This is a genomic window from Pseudomonas syringae (genome assembly GCF_021606685.1).
Taxonomy (GTDB): domain Bacteria; phylum Pseudomonadota; class Gammaproteobacteria; order Pseudomonadales; family Pseudomonadaceae; genus Aquipseudomonas; species Aquipseudomonas syringae_R.
In genome coordinates this window covers 40,207-61,610 of record NZ_WKCB01000025.1, presented here as the reverse complement: position 1 = coordinate 61,610, position 21,404 = coordinate 40,207, and the positions used below count along the sequence as shown (strand labels likewise).

17 protein-coding genes, 4 tRNA genes and 1 pseudogene are annotated in these 21,404 nt (G+C 60.1%); 5 read left to right on the top strand and 17 right to left on the bottom strand.

The genetic code is table 11. The annotated features are described in order from the left end of the window. Positions 1 to 96: 96 nt before the first annotated feature. Both GIW02_RS12465 and GIW02_RS12460 read right to left on the bottom strand, forming a co-directional pair. On the bottom strand, positions 97 to 987 hold the full coding sequence (locus GIW02_RS12465; protein ID WP_236421881.1) for a pyridoxal-phosphate dependent enzyme: 891 nt from the start codon (positions 985 to 987) through the stop codon (positions 97 to 99). 57 nt (positions 988 to 1,044) lie between these two features. Further along, on the bottom strand, positions 1,045 to 3,084 hold the full coding sequence (locus GIW02_RS12460; protein WP_236418488.1) for an NADPH-dependent 2,4-dienoyl-CoA reductase: 2,040 nt from the start codon (positions 3,082 to 3,084) through the stop codon (positions 1,045 to 1,047). 212 nt (positions 3,085 to 3,296) lie between these two features. Here GIW02_RS12460 and GIW02_RS12455 point away from each other — a divergent pair, with 212 nt between their 5' ends. Both GIW02_RS12455 and GIW02_RS12450 read left to right on the top strand, forming a co-directional pair. After that, positions 3,297 to 4,427 (top strand): carbon-nitrogen hydrolase family protein, encoded by a 1,131-nt coding sequence (locus GIW02_RS12455; protein ID WP_236418487.1) that lies wholly within the window; start codon positions 3,297 to 3,299, stop codon positions 4,425 to 4,427. A gap of 4 nt (positions 4,428 to 4,431) precedes the next feature. Continuing rightward, entirely contained in the window at positions 4,432 to 5,466 is a 1,035-nt protein-coding gene (locus GIW02_RS12450; protein ID WP_236418486.1) for an AraC family transcriptional regulator, read from the top strand. An 8-nt stretch (positions 5,467 to 5,474) separates the two neighbouring features. Here the strand turns inward: GIW02_RS12450 and GIW02_RS12445 are convergent, their stop codons facing one another. Beyond that, entirely contained in the window at positions 5,475 to 5,612 is a 138-nt protein-coding gene (locus GIW02_RS12445) for a hypothetical protein (protein WP_236418485.1), read from the bottom strand. Positions 5,613 to 5,795: 183 nt separating this feature from the next. On the opposite strand from GIW02_RS12445, the gene GIW02_RS12440 reads away from it, so the two are divergent. After that, a complete protein-coding gene (locus GIW02_RS12440; RefSeq protein ID WP_236418484.1) occupies positions 5,796 to 6,791 on the top strand; it encodes a transketolase-like TK C-terminal-containing protein in 996 nt (331 codons plus the stop codon). Between the two features lie 98 nt (positions 6,792 to 6,889). On the opposite strand, the gene GIW02_RS12435 is transcribed toward GIW02_RS12440, so the two are convergent. Next, positions 6,890 to 7,375 (bottom strand): MarR family transcriptional regulator, encoded by a 486-nt coding sequence (locus GIW02_RS12435; RefSeq protein ID WP_236418483.1) that lies wholly within the window; start codon positions 7,373 to 7,375, stop codon positions 6,890 to 6,892. A 145-nt stretch (positions 7,376 to 7,520) separates the two neighbouring features. Between GIW02_RS12435 and aceE the strand changes: the two are divergent. Then, positions 7,521 to 7,916 (top strand): annotated as a pseudogene (gene aceE / locus GIW02_RS12430) (pyruvate dehydrogenase (acetyl-transferring), homodimeric type); the annotation flags it as partial. A 163-nt stretch (positions 7,917 to 8,079) separates the two neighbouring features. Here aceE and GIW02_RS12425 read toward each other — a convergent pair. Together GIW02_RS12425 and GIW02_RS12420 are read right to left on the bottom strand one after the other, a co-directional pair. Continuing rightward, a complete protein-coding gene (locus GIW02_RS12425; RefSeq protein ID WP_236418481.1) occupies positions 8,080 to 8,859 on the bottom strand; it encodes a DUF2242 domain-containing protein in 780 nt (259 codons plus the stop codon). 89 nt (positions 8,860 to 8,948) lie between these two features. After that, on the bottom strand, positions 8,949 to 9,848 hold the full coding sequence (locus GIW02_RS12420) for a LysR family transcriptional regulator (protein WP_236421880.1): 900 nt from the start codon (positions 9,846 to 9,848) through the stop codon (positions 8,949 to 8,951). 118 nt (positions 9,849 to 9,966) lie between these two features. On the opposite strand from GIW02_RS12420, the gene GIW02_RS12415 reads away from it, so the two are divergent. Next, on the top strand, positions 9,967 to 11,160 hold the full coding sequence (locus tag GIW02_RS12415; RefSeq protein WP_236412751.1) for an MFS transporter: 1,194 nt from the start codon (positions 9,967 to 9,969) through the stop codon (positions 11,158 to 11,160). Here GIW02_RS12415 and GIW02_RS12410 read toward each other — a convergent pair. The 11 genes from GIW02_RS12410 to GIW02_RS12360 form a co-directional block, all read right to left on the bottom strand. Continuing rightward, positions 11,086 to 11,631 carry a GNAT family N-acetyltransferase gene (locus tag GIW02_RS12410; RefSeq protein ID WP_236412748.1) on the bottom strand — a complete coding sequence of 182 codons (546 nt, stop codon included), beginning with the start codon at positions 11,629 to 11,631 and terminating at the stop codon, positions 11,086 to 11,088. The genes GIW02_RS12415 and GIW02_RS12410 overlap by 75 nt on opposite strands. A gap of 98 nt (positions 11,632 to 11,729) precedes the next feature. Next, on the bottom strand, positions 11,730 to 13,604 hold the full coding sequence (locus GIW02_RS12405; RefSeq protein ID WP_236412746.1) for a SurA N-terminal domain-containing protein: 1,875 nt from the start codon (positions 13,602 to 13,604) through the stop codon (positions 11,730 to 11,732). Positions 13,605 to 13,835: 231 nt separating this feature from the next. Then, positions 13,836 to 14,108 carry an HU family DNA-binding protein gene (locus GIW02_RS12400; protein WP_003174819.1) on the bottom strand — a complete coding sequence of 91 codons (273 nt, stop codon included), beginning with the start codon at positions 14,106 to 14,108 and terminating at the stop codon, positions 13,836 to 13,838. Positions 14,109 to 14,258: 150 nt separating this feature from the next. After that, positions 14,259 to 16,655: an endopeptidase La gene (lon, locus tag GIW02_RS12395; RefSeq protein ID WP_236412737.1), complete on the bottom strand. Its 2,397-nt coding sequence runs from the start codon at positions 16,653 to 16,655 to the stop codon at positions 14,259 to 14,261. A gap of 162 nt (positions 16,656 to 16,817) precedes the next feature. Next, entirely contained in the window at positions 16,818 to 18,101 is a 1,284-nt protein-coding gene (gene clpX, locus GIW02_RS12390; RefSeq protein WP_017136464.1) for an ATP-dependent Clp protease ATP-binding subunit ClpX, read from the bottom strand. 112 nt (positions 18,102 to 18,213) lie between these two features. Beyond that, on the bottom strand, positions 18,214 to 18,849 hold the full coding sequence (gene clpP, locus GIW02_RS12385) for an ATP-dependent Clp endopeptidase proteolytic subunit ClpP (RefSeq protein WP_236412727.1): 636 nt from the start codon (positions 18,847 to 18,849) through the stop codon (positions 18,214 to 18,216). 91 nt (positions 18,850 to 18,940) lie between these two features. After that, the gene (tig, locus tag GIW02_RS12380) at positions 18,941 to 20,251 is read right to left on the bottom strand and encodes a trigger factor (RefSeq protein ID WP_236412725.1); all 1,311 of its coding nucleotides are present in this window, start codon (positions 20,249 to 20,251) and stop codon (positions 18,941 to 18,943) included. Between the two features lie 399 nt (positions 20,252 to 20,650). Then, positions 20,651 to 20,726, bottom strand: a tRNA-His gene (locus GIW02_RS12375). A gap of 77 nt (positions 20,727 to 20,803) precedes the next feature. Next, positions 20,804 to 20,888 (bottom strand) — tRNA-Leu (locus tag GIW02_RS12370). A gap of 56 nt (positions 20,889 to 20,944) precedes the next feature. Further along, positions 20,945 to 21,020 (bottom strand) — tRNA-His (locus tag GIW02_RS12365). A 32-nt stretch (positions 21,021 to 21,052) separates the two neighbouring features. After that, a tRNA-Arg gene (locus GIW02_RS12360) sits at positions 21,053 to 21,129 on the bottom strand. Positions 21,130 to 21,404 lie beyond the last annotated feature (275 nt).

Genomic DNA, 21,404 nt, shown 5'->3' with positions numbered 1-21,404 from the left:
TAGGGGGGGTGTTGCCGATGGCGGTAGATCAGCTAATCAATCTGTCGACTGATATACCGCCATCGGGGGCAAGCGCCCTCCCCCATAGTTTGTGTGTCAGACAGTAAAACCGCGGCGGCCTTGCAAGCCGCCGGTGTGGAGGAAGATCAGGCGCGTGCCGGGGGTGAAGCGCCCGGCGTTGATCTGCTGCTTCAATGCCAGTAGCGCTTTTGCGGTGTAGAGCGGCTCCAGTGGCAGGCCGCAAGCCTTTTCCGTGGTTTCGATAAAGTCGAGCAACAGTGGATCTACCTTGGCGAAACCGCCCCGGCTGGCGTCCAGCAATGCATATCCGCCTGGTGCGATAGCGGCGATGTTCTGCGCCACGCCATGGTCGTCCGGCACCGCCAAAGCACCGTACACCGGATGCGCGCCCGCCTCTGCCAGCGCCAAACCCGCCAGCGTGGTGCCGGTACCCGCCGCCAGCCACCAGGCGTCGTAATCGCCCCAACCGAGCGTACTCAACTGCGCGCGGGCCTGCTCGACCAGCACGCCACAGCCCAATGCGCCCGCCAGCCCGCCGCCGCCCTCCGGCACGGGGTGCAACTCGGGATACTGCTCACGCCAGGGCAACCAGAAACCCGGCTCATGCCGCGCGCGATAGCCGCCGTAACCCAGCCAATGCAGCTGCATGCCAAAGGTCTTGAGGTCGAGGACGGTGGGTGTATCTTGCGGATGCCCGCGCAACAGGCCGACGGTGGGAAAATCAAAACGCTTGCCGGCGGCTGCCAACGCGTGCAGATGGTTGGAGTAGGCGCCACCCAGGCTGATGATGCCGCTGGCACCGGCCTGTTGCGCCTGTGCCAGATGCTCGGTGAGCTTGAACCACTTGTTGCCGCTGATCAGCGGGTCGATGCGATCCAGGCGCAACACGGCCAACTCGACGCCGTTCAGCCAATCAAGCCGCAGGCGTTCAAGGGGTGCGTGGGGGAGCCAATCGAAGGGACCCATCGGGAGGAATCTGCCTAAAAAACGGGGCGGTAGTCTAACACCGCCCCGCTCGGGTGCTTACAGCTCGGCCGCCAGGCGCGAGCCCTGATTGATGGCGCGCTTGGCATCCAGCTCGGCCGCTACGTCGGCGCCGCCGATCAGGTGCACGGTCTGGCCGGCCGCGACCAGCCCGTCCTGCAGTTCACGCAGCGGGTCCTGACCGGCGCAGATGACGATGTTGTCCACCGCCAGCACCTGGGGCTCGCCCTCGGCGCCGATGCGGATATGCAGGCCTTCATCGTCGATCTTGAGGTACTCGACGCTGTTGAGCATCTGCACCCGCTTGTTCTTCAGGCCGGTACGGTGGATCCAGCCGGTGGTCTTGCCCAGTCCGTCGCCAACCTTGGAGGCTTTGCGCTGTAGCAGGAACACCTCACGCGCCGGCGCATGCGGCTCGGGCTGGATGCCGGCCACGCCGCCACGGGCTTGCAGCTGGGTATCGATGCCCCACTCTTTCCAGAACGCGTCGCGGTCCAGGCTGGTAGACACGCCCTGGTGGACGAGGAATTCCGAGACGTCAAAACCGATACCGCCGGCGCCGATCACCGCCACGCGCTTGCCGACGGGCTTGCGCTCGAGGATCACGTCCAGGTAGCTGAGCACCTTGGCGTTCTCGACCCCAGGGATGGCCGGGGTGCGCGGCGCAATGCCCGTGGCCAGAATGATCTCGTCATAGCCGCCCGCCGCCAGCTGGGCAACGTCGACCCGGGTGTTCAGGCACAGCTCGACGTGGGTGGTCTGCAATTTGCGTTTGAAGTAGCGCAGGGTTTCGAAGAACTCTTCCTTGCCCGGCACACGCTTGGCGATATTGAACTGGCCGCCGATTTCGCTGGCTGAATCGAACAGGGTCACTTGATGCCCACGCTCGGCGGCAACTGTTGCAGCGGCCAGGCCAGCAGGGCCGGCGCCGACCACCGCGATTTTCTTGATGTGCTGGACCGGCAGGTAATTAAGCTCAGTTTCATAGCAGGCACGCGGGTTGACCAGGCAGGTGGTCAGCTTGCCGCCAAAGGTGTGGTCCAGGCAGGCCTGGTTACAGCCGATGCAGGTGTTGATTTCATCGGCACGGCCGGCGGCGGCCTTGTTGACGAACTCCGGGTCAGCCAAAAACGGCCGCGCCATCGACACCATGTCGGCATCGCCTTGGGCGAGGATCTGCTCGGCGATTTCCGGCGTGTTGATACGGTTGGTGGTGATCAGCGGGATCTGCACTGAACCGCGCAATTTGGCGGTGACTTTGCTGAATGCACCCCGCGGCACCTTGGTGGCGATCGTCGGAATACGCGCTTCGTGCCAGCCGATACCGGTGTTGATGATCGTCGCACCGGCGCCCTCAATGGCTTTGGCCAGCTGCACGATCTCTTCCCAGGTGCTGCCGCCTTCTACCAGGTCGAGCATCGACAGGCGGAAAATAATGATGAAGTTCGGGCCCACCGCTTCGCGTACCCGGCGCACGATTTCCACGGCCAGGCGCATGCGGTTCTCGTAGCTGCCGCCCCAACGGTCAGTGCGATGGTTGGTGTGGGCGGCGAGGAACTGGTTAATGAAATAACCTTCGGAGCCCATGATTTCCACGCCGTCGTACTCGGCGACCTGTGCCAGCCTTGAGCAGGTGACGAAATCCGCGATCTGCTTCTCGATGCCCTCCTCGTCCAGCTCCTTGGGCTTGAACGGGTTGATCGGCGCCTGGATCGCGCTGGGTGCAACCTGCTTGGGGCTGTAGGCATAACGGCCAGCATGGAGGATCTGCATGCAGATCTTGCCGCCCGCTTCGTGCACGGCCTGGGTCACGATCTTGTGCTTCTGCGCTTCTTCTTCAGTGGTCAGCTTGGCCGCGCCGGAATACACCCCGCCTTCGTCATTCGGGCCAATGCCACCGGTGACCATCAGGCCCACGCCGCCCCGGGCGCGCTCGGCAAAGTAGGCCGCCATGCGCTCGAAACCGCCGGGTTTTTCTTCCAGGCCAGTGTGCATCGAGCCCATCAGGGTGCGGTTGCGCAAGGTGGTAAAACCCAGGTCCAACGGGGCCAGCAGGTGCGGGTAGGCAGCAGCGGTCATGGTACAGCTCCACAACGGATCATCACGGGACGTGACACGCTCGAACGGCGCGCCATCGGTTTATGCCCCACAGACTAAGAGGCGGTGGACGACGGCTCAATGACTGAAACTGACAAGTTATTGATCCAAATGCACAGCGCCCCTTGGCAAGCCGGTGCATGGGCCCTACCCTAGTCGGCGAACCCTGCACACGGTCTGTGGTCTGTTGCCCCATGCGTAAACTTCTAGCTTTCACCGTCACCATGGCTTTCGTTGCCGCCATCGCCGCGTATCTGGTCTGGACCCAGGAGCGCCCCGTGGCGCATTACCTGTCTGACCTGCGCATCACCCTCGCCGTGAATGAAGGCTTGCCTGCCGAGCGCGGTAACCTGCTAGGCATCCAGCCAGAGCTGTATCCCGCCGATTACCAGAGCCCGGAACGCCTGCACCTCAAGCTGGCGGCCTACCTGCAAAAAGCTCGGGACCTGGGGCTGATCAACGACAAGACCGTCGTAGTACTCCCGGAACATATCGGCACTTGGCTGATGCTCACGGGCGAAAAAAACGAGGTATACCAAGCGCTGCACGCCAAGGATGCGATGAACTGGCTGTCGGCCAGCAACCCATTGCTGTTCGCCCGTGCCTGGATCAGCGCCACCGGTGAAAACCGCACTGACGACGCCTACCTGCGCATGAAGGCCCAGGACATGGCGCGCGACTATCAGGTGCTGTTCGGCGGGCTGGCCAAGGAGTTTGGCGTGACCCTCGTGGCGGGCTCCATCGCCCTGCCCAACCCGAGTGTCAGCCAAGGCCAGTTGCAGGTCGGCCACGGTGCGCTGTACAACGCCAGCGTGGTGTTTGCGGCTGACGGTCTGCCCATCGGTGAGCCACAGCGCCAGCTGTACCCTATCTACGATGAGCGCGGCTTTATCGAGCCTGGCGATGAAAATGTGGTCAGCGTGGTCGACACCCCGGCCGGTCGCCTGGGCATCCTGATCGGCAGCGACAGCTGGTACCCGGACAACTACCGCAAACTCAACGAGCAAGGCGCACAACTGGTCGCGGTGCCGGCGTTTGTACTCGGCCGCGACACCTGGGACCGGCCGTGGCGCGGCTTCAAAAGCGTGTCCACGCCAGTGGAAATCAGCCTCAAGCCCGAGGAACTCAGCGAGGGCGAGGCCTGGCGCCGGCTCACCCTGATCAGCCAGCCCGCCATCAGCCAGGCGAGCGCCGGCATGAGCGTGTTCCTGCGCGGGCAGTTCTGGGACCTGGGCACTGCCGGGCATAGCTTCCTCAGCAGCAACGGGCAAATCAGCGCCGACGGCGAGGCGCGTGGCGCGCGCTTGCTGAATATCTGGCTGTAGCACCATGAAGCCGGTGCGCCTGGGGGATCTGTCGGTGGGCTTTGTGCACACCCTGGCGGATGCCATTCACAGCCACGGCCTGGACCCGCAACCGCTGCTGCTGCAATACGGCCTCGACCCCGCCCGCCTGGCCGAGGCCGGTGCGCGCTTATCGATCCCGCGCTACATGCGCCTGGGCCACGCGGCCATCCAACTGACCGGTGACCCCGGCCTGGGCCTGCGCATGGGCCAGCTCAGCCGCTTGAGCCAGGCCGGGCTGGCCGGGGTGACCGCCGCCCAGGCGCCCAACGTCCGCGAGGCGGCGCGCGCGCTGACCCGCTTTGAAGCGCTGTACGGCGCCAACTATCGCGGGCAATCGAGCTTTCATGAGGATGCCGAGGGCGCGTGGCTGCGGTTCTACTCCATCAGCCCCTACAACGCCTATAACCGCTTTGTGGTGGACTCGATCATCGCTGGCTGGCTGCAGCAGTTGTCCAGCCTCGCGCAGCAACCGGTGCAGGCGCAGCGGGTCGAGATCGAGTTCGAAGCGCCGGACTACAGCGACCAATACAGCCTGCTGGGCGATGGCCCGATCCAGTTTGGAGCCGAGGCCAATCAACTGCGCCTGAACCAGGCCACGCTGGCGCTGCGCAACCCACAGCACTGCCCCAGCACCTGGCAACTGCTGCTGCAACTGTGTGAACGGGAATTGGAGCAATTGACCCGCACCCGTAGCCTGCGCGAGCGCATCACGCGGTTGTTGGGGCCGATGCTCAATGGCGGCCGGGAACCCGACCTGGAGGAAGTGGCGGCACGCTTGAAGCTGCCGACCTGGACACTGCGGCGCAAACTGGCCGAAGAAGGCACTCAGTTTCGCGCGATTCTCAACGACACCCGCCGCGACCTGGCCATGACCTACATTCGCGATACGGAACTGGCATTTGGCGAAATCGCCTACTTGCTAGGGTTTGCCTCGGCCCAAGCCTTTCAACGGGCGTTCAGGCGGTGGAACAACCAGACCCCAGGGGAATTTCGCCGCAGTCAGCGGCATTCCGCCTGAAGTCGGTCTTACAGCTCTGTTGCATCGTCTGCAGGTTCCAGCGGGTCCAGCTCAATCGCGTGGTACTCAAGCAGTTCTTCCTGGTATTCGTCCATGGTGGACTCCTTTTTGTCTGATTCAAGCGGCTGCAGATAAATGACCTGCATCACCAGCCTAAAGTGCCGTCATGACGAAAAAATGTCTGCGCCATGACGTTCCTGCACTTCAGGATTAAACGTAGCAGCATCAGGCGGATTTAGCATCTGAGGCTTCAAGGCCTCACGCCACATCATTGCAATTGCAATCATATTTCCATTAGGGTGCAGGCATCCCTTGCCAGGAAACTGCCCATGACCACGCATTGCGCACAACATTGTATCGACGCCCTGAGTAACGCCCCCTCCTGCGCCAACTCGCCGCTGTACACCGTGATAAACATGGCCAACACCCTGGAATTCAGCCGCCAGGCCTGGGTCATCCGTGGGCAGTCGCGCTCGCGGCGCGTGGGTGGCTGGCCTACCTGGTTCGCGCGCAATACCGGCGAAAAGCCAATGCTCTACCTGCACAGCGCCACGTCGTCGGCGCAGTTGTGCGCGCTGGTGGACGAAACCGCGCAGCGCGGCATCCTGTGCAACGACATCGAAACCCAGCCCTCGCCATGGCCCAAGGGCACGCAACCTTCCCTGCCGTTGTGGCTGGCGGCCCATCCGCGCTGCACCCCCTATGACCCCGCCTCCGGGGACGAGGCACGGGCGATTGTGCTGGCGGGGTTACACGCACTGTATATCGACAGCCAACCAGGGTTTTATTACCTGGCGCTGCATGACCATCAGAGCACCGTATCGCTGAGCGAGCAGGCCTATGGGGATGCACTCAAAGGCATGTATCGGGTCCAGGGCGACCGCTCGGTAGACGTGCGATTGCTCGGCGCCGGGTGTGCGCTTGAAGAGGTCGTGCAGGCCGCACGCTTGCTGGAACAGGACTGGAATATCACCGCGCAGCTGTGGAGCTGCCCCAGCTACACACGGCTGGCCCGCGAGGCAGCGGCGGCTGAGCGCTGGAACCGCCTGCATCCCACAGCAGCCAAGCGCAGCTGCCATCTGCGTGACTGCTTGGCGGGAAGCGAGGCGCCGGTGATTGCCGTCACGGGCTACCCGCAACCGATTGTCGACCAGTTGGCGGCTTATGTGGATGCGCGCTATGTGGCGCTGGGGGCGGGTTCGGTGCAGGCGGCGGCGCCGAGTCGGTACTGGATTGTGGTGTCTGCGTTAAGGGCATTGGCGGATGCAGGGCAAATCGATGCGCAGCAAGTGCAAACCGCAATGCAGCGCTACCCACTGAAATGACTTGGGATGCAGTCAATGTGGGAGGGGGCTTGCTCCCGATGGCAGTGTGTCAGCGGATACGCCGCTATCGGGAGCAAGCCCCCTCCCACATTGGATCTCTATTGTTTCTTGGAGCTGCGTCGTCCTCGAACCTGTACCCCGGCCTCCACCGCCAGCCCGGCAGTGCGCTCCAACGCATCGGCAAAGGCCTGGCGATGCTCCGGCTCGATCTGTGACAAAAACAACTCATCTACCGTGCTTTCGTAGATTTTCCACATGTGTTTGCGCAACACCCGGCCCGCATCGGTGATCGAGGCAAACGCCGCGCGGCCGTCGCTGTCGCCGTCAGAGCGCGAACGCAGCACCAGGCCGTCTTTTTCCAGGCGGTCGACCAGCCGCGTGAGGTTGTAACGCTCGATGGCCAGCACATCGGCCAATTCGTGCATTCGGCGGGTGCCATCGGGGCCGCTTTCCAGACCCCAGAGGGCGTCGTACCAGGCGTAGGGCGGCAGGTCGGCAGCGGCCAGGCGGCGTTCGATTTCACGGATGACGGTCCTGTGAGCCCTGACAAAACGGAACCATACATCAGGCTCTTTCGACGACATGCAACACCATCCGGGGGATTTCAAGAAGGTTGCAATAGTAGCTCATCCCGCGCTAGATTCGGCCTTGTAGTTGCAATTGCAATTACTTTGACGGCACTCCCACAAGGAATCCGCCACTTAAAATCCGCCTACCCTGGAGCCTCACATGACCCCGAATAACGCAGTCAGACGCGATGACGATCCACAGGAAACCCGCGAGTGGCTGGAATCTATCGAATCGGTGCTGTCCACCGAAGGCCGCCCGCGCGCGCACTACCTGATCGATCAGTTGCTGGATTTCGACGTGGCGCGGCATGGCGACTTCTACGGGCGGGTGACCACCCCCTACGTCAATACCATCCCGGTGGACCGCCAGTTGCCCTACCCCGGCAACCTGGCCATCGAACGACGGACCAACGCGTTTATCCGCTGGAACGCCATGGCCATGGTGCTGCGCGCCGGCAAGCATTCCGGTGTGGGTGGGCATATCGCGACCTACGCGTCAGCCGCCGTGTTGTACGACGTAGGCTTCGACCACTTTTTCCGTGGCCGCACGGATACGCGGGAAACCTTGCGCGAATTTTTCGAAGTGGATCGCCACTTCATCGCACTCGCGGCCTTGAAGGCACTGGCAGATGACGGTGTGGTGGGTCGCGAGAAGGTCAGTGAGGCGATCAAACGCTACGGGATCAACGTCGACAAGGTCGACCCCGTAGCGGTCTGAGTCACTGCGCAGGCGTCGGCAGCGGTGGAATCGCCTCTGTCGGCGGTGGCAGGTCTGAAGTAGCCGGCGCTGGTGCAGGTGCCGGCTCTTCTTGTGGCGCAATCGGCGCAGGCTCGGCCGGTGGCGTCACAGGCTCGGAAACGGCCGGTTCTGCCTTCGGCGCCTCGACCTTGTCGGCAACCGGCGCGGCCTTGGGCTCTGGCACACCCAGGTCAGCCTTGGGCGTCTCGGGAATATGCTCGGCCTTCTTCACTTCCTGCGGCAGGAACACATCCACCAGGGCAAAGTAACGGTCGTAGAACTTGGGCGCGGACACCGTCTCGCTGGCGACTTTGACCATCGAGTCATCGGTGGAGCCAATCGGCATCGACACCGAACCCAGTACACCCACCCCCAGGCTCGCGGAGTTGTTGACCTTCTTCAGCGCATAGCGATCCTGCAAGGCGTTGGCGAACATCGTCGAGTGGTTGACGCCCTTGCCGTCATCCGCGCACACCACGTTGAAGCTGATCTGCAGGTGCGTTTCGCCGGTCTGTTGGAAGCTCTTGTTACCCACCACCAGTTTTGGATCGTTACTGGTGATGATGTAGCCCTGACTCAGCAACGCACGCCGTGCGGCTTCGCACGCGGCGACATCAGTGACCGGGTAATCCCGGGAAAACGTGCCGGAGTCGTCGAAATTCTCATGTTCATAAATAGCGGTCTTGGGTGACGAGCAGCCCGCGGCGCCCGCCAACACCAGCGCCAACCCGAGGCTACGCAAGTGAAATGATGTCGACATTGAAAATCCTGAGGAAAACGGTCCGGGCGGTATTGTGCAACAGAACGACGCGTTGGCGCGCGCATTCCTGTCGGTAAAACGTCACAGGCTTATGGGACGGCGCCTGCAGGAAACAGCCCGGCACACATATGATCAATAAATACGCGCAATTTGGCCGAAGCATGCCGACTTGATGGCCACAGCATCCAGAAACTGCCTCGGTGTTCCAGGTAATCATCCAGCACTCGTTGCAGGCGGCCCTCTGCCACGGCCTGGTTGACCATGTAGTCCGGCAGGCAGGCAATGCCCAACCCTTCGTGCACCACATGGTTGAGGGACTCGATCGTGGTGCTGACAAACGGTGTGCGCAAGGTCGGTTCGGCGCCACCCGGTACGAGGCGCAAGGGCCAGGGCTCGAGTTTGCCGGTGGCGCAGAATTTGTGCCGCAGGCACGCGTGGTCGCTCAACTGCTGGGGCTGTTGCGGCGTACCGTGCTGTTCAAAGTAGGCCGGCGTCCCCACCAGCACCAGGTGGTAATGCCCCAGGTGGCGCGCCATCAAACGCGAATCTTCCGGCTTACCGGTGCGAATCACCGCGTCAAAACCTTCCTCGATCACATCCACCATGCGGTCGGAAAAATCCACATCCAGCTCGATTTGCGGGTAAGCCCGCATAAAGTCGCTGAGCACCGGCATCAACAAGCCACGCACTTGCGGCACACTGATGCGCAATTTGCCCCGGGGCGTGGCGCCGGCCTCCGTCAACTCGCGCTCCGCCGCCTCCACCTCGGCCAAAATACGCCGCGACCGCTCAAGGAACAGCGCACCTTCGCTGGTCAGGGTGATGCTGCGGGTACTGCGATGAAACAGCCGCACGCCCAGGCGTTCCTCCATGCGCGCGATGCTTTTGCCCACCGCCGAGGACGACACCCCCAGCACACGACCGGCGGCGGTAAAGCTGCGCGTCTCCGCCACCTGCACAAAGACCGAGAGGCTGCCCAAGCTGTCCATGACTCTCTCCCTGGTGATTACGGACACCTGCGTCCGATAAGTTCGGAACCTTAGCCTGTTTTTCCGCAAGCGACAGCCCCCTACCCTGCGTCCTTGCCCTTTTGCATGGATCGACATCATGAGCAACAACCCCAAACTGCCCCCGGATACGCTGCCGCTGGGTGGCCTATTGGCACTGGCGTGCGCCGGTTTTATCACCATCCTTACCGAAGCCATGCCCGCCGGGCTGCTGCCACAGATGGGCGAAGGCCTGGGCGTGTCGCCAGCATTGGTCGGCCAATTGGTCACCCTCTACGCCTTGGGGTCATTGCTCGCGGCTATCCCCCTCACACTGCTGACCCGTGGGTGGCGCCGACGGCCGCTATTGCTGGTGGCCATTGGTGGCTTTGCCCTGGTCAACAGCGTGACCGCACTCTCCAGCCACTATGGCCTCACGCTGGTGGCGCGTTTTTTTGCCGGGGTCTTCGCCGGGCTGCTTTGGGCACTGCTGGCGGGGTATGCCAGCCGGATGGTGGCCCCGCACCTGCAAGGCCGCGCGATTGCCATCGCCATGCTCGGCGCGCCGCTGGCGCTATCCCTGGGGGTGCCAGCTGGCACATTACTCGGCACGCTGGTGGGCTGGCGTTTGAGTTTTGCGATCATGACCGGGCTGACTCTGGTGCTGCTGGTCTGGGCTCGCTGGCAGCTCCCGGACTTTGCCGGCCAACCCGCGCAAAAACGCCTGGGCCTGGGCCAAGTACTGCGGCTGCCGGGGATTCGTCCGGTGCTGTGGGTAACGTTTACCTACGTGCTGGCCCACAACATTCTGTACACCTACATCGCGCCGCTGCTGGTGCCCGCCGGGATCGCTGCGGACGTTGACCGGGTGTTGCTGGTATTTGGCCTGGCCGCGCTGGTGAGCATCTGGCTTGCGGGCCTGTTGATTGACCGGTGGTTGCGCCTGCTCGTGTTGATCAGTTGCTCGCTGTTTGGCCTGCTGGCCCTGGCACTGGCGTTATGGATCGAGTCGCCGATGGTGGTCTACACCGCCGTGGCCTTATGGGGCCTGGCATTCGGCGGGTTACCGGCCTTGCTGCAGACGGCGTTGGCGAAATCGGCGGGAGCCTCGGCCGATGCCGCGCAATCGATGCTGGTCACCGTGTGGAACCTTGGGATAGCGGGCGGCGGACTCGCTGGGGGTGTGCTGCTCCAGGGCTGGGGCGTCGCGGTGTTCCCTTGGGCGGTGATTGTGTTGATGCTATTGGCCATCGCCGGTGCATCCAAGGCTTCGCCCCAGCAACTGGCCGGGCCAGCCCTCCAGGTCGAAGGTTAAGAGTCGCGCATAGCCACAGGATTCATAAAAACGCACCAGGTCGCCCGTGCCGCCAGCGTAGCAGTCGACGCGCAGGCGGCTGACACCGGCCGCCCGGGCGCGGTCTTCGGCAAAGGCCAGCAGACGCCGGCCAAGGCCGCGTGCACGCTTGTCACGGCCGACGATCAACCAGCGCACATACACCTCGGGCTCGGTCGCGGCTGGCACATAAGGCATCGCCTCACCTAACACGAGCGCGGCGTGTATACGCCCTTCAGAATCCTCGACGACCCACGCCCCCGGCATCGCACACGCTTGTTCTGCTTGTGCAACTCGCCGGGGCACGGCCGACCACGGCTCAGTGCCCCATTGAGCGTGATTGCCGATGGCGACGAACCAGGCGATCACCTCATCAAAAACCTGCAGCACCGCCGGCGCGTCTGCCACGCCGGCACGACGAATCACCAAGCCCTCCATTCCTTGAATCAACACGCTTGAAACTCCTTGATCGGGATACTCAGCGTCCAGTCTAGCGCACATAAAAAAGCCCCCGGTCTTTTCAGGCCGGGGGCTTTTTGTTCAAAGCGGCATCAGTACTTCTTGATGTCAGCCTTGGTTTCCAACAGCTTGCGATACGCCGCGAAGTCTTGCTGGCCGACACGCGAAGCGAGGAAGCGGCGGTATTGCGCCTTTTCTTCGTCCGATGGGGCTGCAGCTTCGTTGACGCCGTTCAAGCGCACGATCACCAGGCTACCGTCAGCCAGGGTCACGGTGGTGAAGGTCGGCTTGTCCTTGGCCGCAGGCTTGGGCATGCGGAACAGGGCTTGCAGCACAGCCGGGTCGATCGCTTCCTGGCTACGGGTAGCCGCTTCAGTGACTTTCCAGGCTTGACCATCAACCGGCTGGTTCAGCGGCGTCTTGCCATCACGCAGGCTGGCGATCAACTCGTCGGCATGGGTCTTGGCAGCCGCGCTGGCGCGCTCCTTGGCCATCTGCGCACGGATCGGCGCGGCAACGCTTTCCAGTGGCAGTTGGGTCGGCTTGAGGTGCTCTTTGGCACGCAGCACGATGATGGTTTCCGGGTCCAGCTCGATGGCGGTGCTGTTGGCACCTTCATCCAGCACTTCCGGGCTGAACGCAGCGGTGACCACGGCGCGGTTGGCCGCAACACCTTCGCCACCTTCACGGCCAAATGGCGCGGAGGTGTGCACGGTCAGCTTGAGGTCAGACGCTGGTTGGGCCAGGTCGGAGGCTTCGAATGCCGCGTCTTCCAATTGCTTGGTTGCTTCGACAAAACGCTGCTCGACTTGTTGGGTCTTGAGCTCACGGGTCAGCTTGTCTTTCAGGCTGGCAAACGTCGGCACTTGCGGTGCTTCAACGCCCAACAGCTTGATCAGGTGCCAACCGAAGGTGCTGCGCACCGGCGCCGATACCTGGTCCTTGTTCAACGCGTACAAGGCGGTCTCGAAGTCCGGATCGTAAACGCCAGGGCCGGCAAAACCAAGGTCGCCGCCATTGTTGGCCGAACCTGGATCCTGGGAGAACTCCTTGGCCAGGGCTTCGAACTTCTCACCCTTGGCCAGGCGTGCCTGGATGTCTTCGATCTTCGCCTTGGCTTGCGCCTCGGTGACCTTATCGTTCACTTCAATCAGGATATGCGCGGCACGACGCTGTTCAGCGAGGTTGGCGGTTTCTTTCTGATAGGCCGCCTGCAGCTCATCATCCTTGACCGTGACCTGATCAAAGAAAGACGACTTCTTGAGCTCCAGGTAGTCGATGACCACTTGGTCCGGGGTCATGAACTCTTTGGCGTGCTGGTCGTAGTAAGCCTTGACCTCGTCGTCGGTAAGTTTCACCGCCGCAGGGTTGGCCTTGATGTTGACGGTGGCGAAATCGCGGGTCTGCTTCTCCAGACGAGCGAATGCCAGCACCTCGGCGTCGGTAACGAAACCGCTGCCAGCGATACCTGCGCGAACCTGGCCGATCAGCATTTCCTGGGTCAGCATCTGACGAAATTGCAGGCGGCTGTAGCCCAGCTGACGGATCACCTGGTCAAAGCGTTCAGCGTTGAACTTGCCGTCCACCTGGAATTCCGGTGTCTGCAGGATCACCTGATCCAGCGCAGCTTCCGAGAAGCCGAACTTGGAATCGGCCGCGCCTTGCAGCAGCAGCTTGCGATCGATCAGGCCCTTGAGGGCGGCGTCGCGCAGCAGTTTCTCGTCCAGCAGCGAAGCGTCGAAATCCTTGCCCAGTTGTTGCATCAGCTGGCGACGTTGCATGTCGACGGCCTGGCTCAGTTCGGTCTGGGTGATTTCTTCACCGTTGACCTTGGCCACGTCCTGCTTGGTGTTGGTCGAAGCCTGAAAAATAGCCTCGATACCGGTGAACGCCATCAATGCGACGATGATCCCGATAATGGTCTTGGCAATCCAGCCTTGTGAATTGTCCCTGATATTTTGCAGCATGCGTCCCCCAGAAACGGTTGAACTTCAAAAATAGGCAACCGTGGAGCGTGGGTAGAGTCCGGATAGAAGAAAGGCGCATCCGAGGATGCGCCTTCTCGTAACTGGCGGAGCGGTCGGGGGTTTGAATTCGTACCCCCGGCGTGGCGACCCAATGGATACGTGGGTCAGCTGCCGCTCCGCTGCCAGGCCAGACCTAAGTCCGACCCGGGTAGGTAAAGGCTCGGTCGAAGCTTAGTTAACGGCTTCTTTCAGGGCTTTACCGGCTTTGAAACCTGGTTTTTTGGCAGCAGCGATTTGCAGTGCTTTGCCAGTCTGTGGGTTACGGCCAGTGCGAGCTGGGCGGTCAGTCACAGAGAAAGTACCGAAGCCTACCAGTACCACGGAGTCGCCGGCCTTCAGAGCGCCAGTGACGGATTCGATTACTGCATCCAGCGCACGGCCAGCAGCAGCTTTCGGGATATCAGCGGATGCGGCGATAGCATCAATCAGTTCCGACTTGTTCACTCTAAGTCCCCTTATATATCTATTGAGTATGATTCTAAGTTTTTTGGTGAAAGCAAAAACCAGTGCTGAATGACCTACAGACACTTAGAAGAGCCGCTTTATAACAAGGGCTCTAAAAAGCTGTCAAGGAAGCCTCCAGGCTTTAACACATTAATGCGTGCTAATTCTTTCCTTGGAATCAGACTCGCGCTTTTCGTCCTTGGCGACTATCTCCGGAGCCACATCCGGCAAGGGCTCCGGCGCGTATTGCAGCGCAATTTGCAGGACCTCGTCAATCCATTTAACCGGTTTAATCTGAAGATCCTGCTTGATGTTGTCAGGAATTTCCTTCAAGTCGCGAACATTCTCTTCAGGAATGATCACGGTCTTGATGCCACCCCGGTGTGCCGCCAGCAATTTCTCTTTCAGACCACCGATGGCCAATACCTGACCCCGCAGGGTAATTTCCCCGGTCATTGCCACATCGGCGCGCACCGGAATACCGGTCAATGCCGACACCAGCGCCGTGCACATGCCTACGCCTGCGCTAGGGCCGTCTTTGGGAGTCGCCCCTTCCGGCATGTGGATGTGGGTGTCGTGCTTCTCGTGGAAGTCCAGGGGGATGCCCAGGCTCTTGGCGCGGCTGCGGACCACGGTTTGCGCGGCGGTGATGGATTCAACCATCACATCGCCGAGGGAGCCGGTCTTGATCAATTGACCTTTGCCCGGGATCACTGCGGCCTCGATGGTCAGCAATTCGCCACCCACCTGGGTCCACGCCAGGCCAGTCACCTGCCCTACCTGGTCCTGCTGCTCAGCCAGGCCGTAACGGAATTTACGCACGCCGAGGAAGTGCTCCAAGGCGTCGGCGGTTACCTTCACCGAGAAGCGTTTTTCCAGCGCATGTTCCTTGACCGCTTTGCGGCAGATCTTCGCAATCTGGCGCTCCAGGCCCCGTACACCGGCCTCGCGGGTGTAGTAACGAACGATGTCGCGGATCGCCTCGACCTCGAATTCGATCTCGCCTTTCTTCAAGCCGTTCGCCGAAATCTGCTTGGGCGCGAGGTATTTGACGGCGATGTTGATCTTCTCGTCTTCGGTGTAACCCGGCAGACGAATCACCTCCATCCGGTCCAGCAAGGCTGGCGGAATATTCATGGAGTTGGAGGTGCACAGGAACATTACGTCGGACAGGTCGTAGTCGACTTCCAGGTAATGGTCGTTGAAATTGTGGTTCTGCTCCGGGTCGAGCACTTCGAGCAGTGCCGATGCCGGATCGCCACGCATGTCGCTGCCCATTTTGTCGATTTCATCGAGCAGGAACAGCGGGTTGCGTACACCCACCTTTGTCATCTTTTGAATCAATCTTCCCGGCATCGAACCGATGTAAGTGCGGCGATGCCCACGGATTTCCGCCTCGTCACGCACACCACCCAGGGCCATGCGCACGAATTTACGGTTGGTGGCATTGGCAATGGACTCGGCCAGGGAGGTTTTACCCACGCCAGGCGGCCCGACCAGGCACAACACCGGGCCACGAATTTTCTTCACGCGCTTTTGCACGGCGAGGTATTCGAGGATACGTTCTTTGACTTCTTCGAGGCCGTAGTGGTCGGCATCCAGGATGTCTTCGGCGCGCGCCAGGTCCAGGCGCACCTTGGTCTGGGCCTTCCACGGCACCTGCACCAGCCAGTCGATGTAGGAGCGCACCACCGTGGCTTCGGCGGACATCGGCGACATTTGCTTGAGCTTGTTCAGCTCGGCGTTGGCTTTGGTCAGGGCGTCTTTTGGCAAGCCAGCGGCATCGATGCGCTTTTTCAGCTCTTCGATTTCGTTGTGGCCTTCCTCGCTGTCGCCGAGCTCCTTCTGAATGGCCTTCATCTGCTCATTCAGGTAGTACTCGCGCTGGCTGCGCTCCATTTGTTTCTTCACGCGACCACGGATGCGCTTCTCAACCTGCAGCAGGTCGATTTCAGCATCCAGCAGTGCCAGCACGTGTTCGACACGGGCCGGCAGGTCGATGATTTCGAGGATGTCCTGCTTCTGCTCGATCTTGAGCGCCATGTGCGCGGCCATGGTGTCGACCAGGCGGCTTGGCTCATCGATGCTGTTAAGCGAAGACAGGACTTCAGCCGGGACTTTCTTGCCCAACTGCACATACTGCTCGAATTGCGAGAGCAGGCTGCGTACAAAAACTTCGGATTCGCGCTCAGGGGCTTCGGCTTCGTCGATCAGCGCCACTTCGGCGCGCAGGTGGCCATCCACCTCCATGAAACGTTCCACCGCGCCGCGCTGCTCGCCTTCCACCAGCACCTTGACGGTGCCATCGGGCAGCTTGAGCAATTGCAGGACAGTTGCAACGGTACCGACGCGATACAGCGCATCTTCGCCTGGATCATCATCAGCTGGATTTCTCTGGGCCAACAGCAGGATCTGCTTGTCGCCCGTCATCGCGGCCTCGAGGGCTTCGATAGACTTCTCGCGCCCCACGAACAGCGGGATAACCATGTGCGGATAGACGACGACATCACGCAACGGCAGGAGAGGCAATTCAATGGTTGTCTTCATGATTTCGCCTCTATGACAGTTGAAAAATAAACTTGAAACCAAGATGGGGGCTGCGTGTAAAAAAAACAAGCTCAATGCCCGCAGTTACACGCAGTAAAAAATCTTCATGAAAAACAAAGGGGCCCCTAGAGGCCCCTTGTTTGTACCGAAACTGCGAAACGCTTACGCGTCTGGCGCAGCCTTGGCAGCCGGCTCACTGTTTTCGTAGATATACAGTGGCTTGGACTTACCTTCTATAACGCTTTCGTCGATCACCACTTTACTCACCTCGGACTGCGAGGGGATTTCGTACATGGTGTCGAGCAACACGCCTTCGAGAATAGAACGCAGGCCACGTGCACCGGTCTTGCGCTCCAGTGCCCGTTTGGCCACCGATTTGAGTGCGTCGGTACGGAACTCGAGGTCCACGCCTTCCATTTCGAACAGCTTCGCGTATTGCTTGGTCAGGGCGTTTTTCGGCTCGGTGAGGATCTGAATCAGAGCAGCCTCATCCAGCTCGTCCAACGTGGCCAGGACCGGCAGACGGCCAACGAATTCCGGGATCAGACCGAACTTGACCAAATCGTCAGGCTCGACTTCACGCAGGGACTCGCCCACCTTCTTGCCTTCTTCCTTGCTGCGCACTTCCGCACCGAAACCGATGCCGCCACGGGTGGAGCGCTGCTGGATAACTTTTTCCAGACCGGAGAACGCACCGCCACAGATGAACAGGATGTTACGCGTATCAACCTGAAGGAATTCCTGCTGCGGGTGCTTGCGGCCGCCTTGTGGCGGTACGGAAGCAACCGTGCCTTCGATCAGTTTCAACAGGGCCTGCTGCACGCCTTCACCGGAAACGTCCCGAGTGATCGACGGGTTGTCGGACTTGCGCGAGATCTTGTCGATTTCGTCGATGTAGACAATACCCATCTGGGCCTTCTCTACGTCGTAGTCACACTTCTGCAGCAGTTTCTGAATGATGTTCTCGACATCTTCACCCACGTACCCAGCCTCGGTGAGGGTGGTTGCGTCGGCGATGGTGAATGGAACGTTCAGCAAGCGAGCGAGGGTTTCTGCAAGCAGGGTTTTACCCGAGCCTGTAGGACCGATCAGCAAGATGTTGCTCTTGCCAAGCTCAACTTCGTCGCCTTTCTTGTCACGCTGGTTGAGGCGCTTGTAGTGGTTGTACACCGCTACGGCCAGAACCTTCTTTGCACGCTCTTGACCAATAACGTACTGGTCAAGGATGCCGCTGATTTCTTTAGGCGAAGGCAATTTATGCGCGCTGCTTTCGGCCTGGGCTTCCTGCACCTCCTCACGGATGATGTCATTGCACAGGTCGACGCACTCGTCGCAGATAAAGACCGAGGGGCCGGCAATCAATTTGCGCACTTCATGCTGGCTTTTGCCACAGAAGGAGCAATAGAGCAGCTTGCCGTTGTCCTCGCCGTTGCGGGTGTCAGTCATTCGTTCGATCCAAATCCGATAGGCTTGCAACACAAGATGAAGGCTTATGCGGGCTTTTTCAAGCCCGCCAGTGGTCGGACACGCCGACCAGCCCTATTTTGAGCGGCTTAGATTAAGCGGGGCGCTTCTCGATCACTGCGTCGATCAGACCATAGGCCTTCGCAGCTTCCGCACTCATGAAGTTGTCGCGGTTGGTGTCGCGCTCGATTTCTTCCAGGGTGTGCCCGCTGTGCTTGGCCATCAACGTGTTGAGGCGCTCGCGAATAAACAGGATTTCCTTGGCGTGAATTTCGATGTCCGACGCCTGGCCCTGGAAACCGCCCAGCGGCTGGTGAATCATCACGCGCGAGTTAGGCAGGCAGTAACGCTTGCCTTCGGCACCGGCCGTCAGCAGGAACGCGCCCATGCTGCAAGCCTGGCCAATGCAGGTAGTCGATACGTTCGGCTTGATGAACTGCATGGTGTCGTAGATCGACATGCCTGCCGTCACCGAACCGCCCGGGGAGTTGATGTAGAGATGGATGTCCTTGTCCGGGTTTTCCGCTTCAAGGAACAGCAGCTGCGCACAGATCAGGTTGGCCATGTAGTCCTCTACCGGGCCCACCAGAAAGATCACTCGCTCCTTGAGCAGGCGCGAGTAGATGTCGTAGGCGCGTTCGCCACGAGCGGACTGCTCGACAACCATCGGGACCAGGCCGCCTGCGGCCTGGATATCAGAGTTCTGCTGAATATAGGAATTACGGAACATGCTCTGCAGTTACTCCCAAATAGTCATGTCTTGAAAACGCATAAGCCAGCGCGAGGCTGGCTTATGGTTGAATTTCCAACGAGTTGGACAATCAGTCGGCTTGTGCTGCTTCCGCCGGTTTGACTGCTTCTTCGTAAGAGACCGCTTTGTCGGTCACCTTAGCCTTCTGCAGAACAGTATCCACAACTTGTTCTTCCAGCACAACCGAACGTACTTCGTTCAGTTGCTGGTCGTTCTTGTAGTACCAAGCCACAACCTGCTCAGGCTCCTGGTAGGCCGAAGCCATTTCCTGGATCATTTCACGAACGCGGTCTTCGTCAGGCTTGAGGTCGAATTGCTTGACCACTTCAGCCACGATCAGGCCCAGCACAACGCGGCGCTTGGCTTGCTCTTCAAACAGCTCAGCAGGCAGTTGGTCAGGCTTGATGTTGCCACCAAACTGCTGCACAGCTTGAACGCGCAGGCGATCCACTTCGTTGGACAGCAGAGCCTTAGGCACTTCGATCGGGTTGGCGGCCAGCAGACCGTCCATGACCTGGTTCTTGACCTTGGACTTGATGGCCTGGCGCAGTTCACGCTCCATGTTCTTGCGAACTTCGGTGCGGAAGCCTTCGATCCCGGTTTCCTTGATGCCGAATTGAGCGAAGAACTCTTCGTTCAGCTCTGGCAGCTTAGGCTCGGAAACGCTGTTGACGGTCACGGTGAACTCGGCGGCTTTGCCGGCCAGGTCCAGGTTCTGGTAGTCAGCCGGGAAAGTCAGGTTCAGAACGCGTTCTTCACCAGCTTTAGCGCCAACCAGGCCGTCTTCGAAGCCCGGGATCATGCGGTTGGAACCCAGCACCAGCTGAGTACCCTTGGCGGAGCCGCCAGCGAACACTTCGCCGTCAACCTTGCCCACGAAATCGATGTTCAGCTGGTCTTCGTTCTGGGCAGCACGCTCGGCCACTTCGAAACGGGTGTTCTGCTTGCGCAGGATTTCCAGCATGTTGTCCAGATCGGCATCAGCCACTTCGGCGCTCAGGCGCTCGATTTCGATACCTTCGAAACCGGCCACTTCGAACTCTGGGAACACTTCGAATACGGCTACGTACTCCAGGTCCTTGCCAGCTTCCAGGGACTTAGGCTCGATCGAAGGCGAGCCAGCCGGGTTCAGCTTTTGCTCAACAACGGCTTCATAGAAGGAAGCCTGGATCACGTCACCTACCGCTTCCTGACGCGCATCAGCACCAAAACGGCGCTTGATTTCGCTCATTGGCACTTTGCCTGGACGGAAACCAGCGATCTTGGCTTTTTGGGCGGTCTGCTGCAGACGCTTGTTGACCGCAGTCTCGATACGCTCGGCCGGCACGGTGATGCTCAGGCGGCGCTCGAGAGCAGTAGTATTTTCAACAGAAACTTGCATGGATATTCCTCGTTGCACAGACGTTAGCCGGCCATTTCCGACCCCAATCAAGGGCATGCATTCTAGTGGGTCAAACTCAAGAAGTCACCCTACTGGAAATACGCCCGTAAACAGCCGGCAATTTATCGGTACGAAGGCACTGTCAGCGCCTCGCCCCGGTGACAAATAAAGCCAATCACGCCAGGGCTCTGCGCCGCCCTTCTATATATAGAAGAGGTCGTGGCCAATCTCCCTGACGCCCTACCCTGCAATGAGGGCAGATAGACAACGCAGTATCATCGAGACACATAAATACGATGAAACGCACCGCCACTGCGACCCAGAACCTGCAGCCGCGAAAATCCGAACCGCCAAAACCAAAAAAGGCGCCAGACTGTTAAATCTGGCGCCTTTCGAATATGGGGTGGACGAAGGGGATCGAACCCTCGACAACGGGAGTCACAATCCCGTGCTCTACCAACTGAGCTACGCCCACCATATTGCGTTAACAAAGAAACCAAACTACTTCTTTGTTGAGCCCCACCCCGTCTTTCGACCGAGCAGCACTTTAATTGGTGCGGATGAAGAGACTCGAACTCTTACGCCTCGCGGCGCTGGAACCTAAATCCAGTGTGTCTACCAATTCCACCACATCCGCGCTTGAAGCTCTTAAAGCAAAGGCGCCAGATGATTAATCTGGCGCCTTTCAAAATATGGGGTGGACGAAGGGGATCGAACCCTCGACAACGGGAGTCACAATCCCGTGCTCTACCAACTGAGCTACGCCCACCATATAGCGCTACTTGTGCCAAAGCTGCCTAATGGCGCACCCGGCAGGACTCGAACCTGCGACCATCCGCTTAGAAGGCGGATGCTCTATCCAGCTGAGCTACGGGCGCCTTATTAATCTGTACTCGTTGAAGATTACAAACTAAGTGCTTCCAGCCTCACAGAACAACACTCTATCCTGCTCGACCTTCTTAACCAGTGCTAGGCTGTGCCCGACAAGTGCGACGAATAGTATAGAGGGTCCTGAAACCCGTCAAATCTTTTTTGAAAAAAATTCATTTTATTTAAGGGGTTAGGCCAATTTGCAGACCAAGCGCCTTTGCCCTCACGCCTTGGCGTGCGAGAATGCGCGCACTTTTCTTCCCCCTCTCGATGGTTAATCACG